This is a genomic window from Actinomadura alba, assembly GCF_014323705.1.
Classification (GTDB): Bacteria; Actinomycetota; Actinomycetes; order Streptosporangiales; family Streptosporangiaceae; genus Actinomadura_C; species Actinomadura_C alba.
Genome location: NZ_JABVEC010000100.1, coordinates 1 through 587, shown reverse-complemented (window position 1 = coordinate 587; position 587 = coordinate 1). Strand labels below are relative to the sequence as shown.

The following is a 587-nucleotide window of genomic DNA, read 5'->3' as shown; positions in this document are numbered from 1 at the left end:
CAGACAGGACCCGCCTGCCTGCCGGTCAGGTCACCCGCCTACACACAAGATCATGCACGCCCTCTGGACCGGACCCAGCCGATCCTGCCGGTGATGCCCGGTGTGCCGGAACGGCAGACTCACGACTACAAGCGCAACGGCACCACCACCTTGTTCGCCGCCTTGGAGGTGGCGACCGGGAAGGTCAGCGCGGACGCCTGCTACCAGCGGCACACCAACGCCGAGTTCTTGAAGTTCCTCAAGCTGGTGGCCAAGGCCCATCCCAGGGTGAAACTGCACGTGATCGTGGACAACTACGCCACCCACAACCACCCCAACGTGAAGGCATGGCTGGCCCGCAACCCACGCGTGACCTTGCACTTCACCCCAACCAGCTGTTCTTGGCTGAACATGGTCGAGATCTTCTTCGGCATCATCACCCGCCAAGCCATCCGCCGCGGCACCTTCCATTCCGTGAAAGACCTCCGCGACGCCATCCGCCGATTCATCGACGCATACAACGACCGCTGCGAACCCTTCACCTGGACTAAGACCGCCGACGAACTCCTCACCAAAATCAAACGTCAAACAACTTCAAGCACGCGACA

At 61.5% G+C, this 587-nt stretch carries 1 pseudogene; it reads left to right on the top strand.

The annotated features are described in order from the left end of the window. Positions 1–63 precede the first annotated feature (63 nt). Positions 64–587: pseudogene (locus tag HKK74_RS38905) on the top strand (IS630 family transposase); the annotation flags it as partial.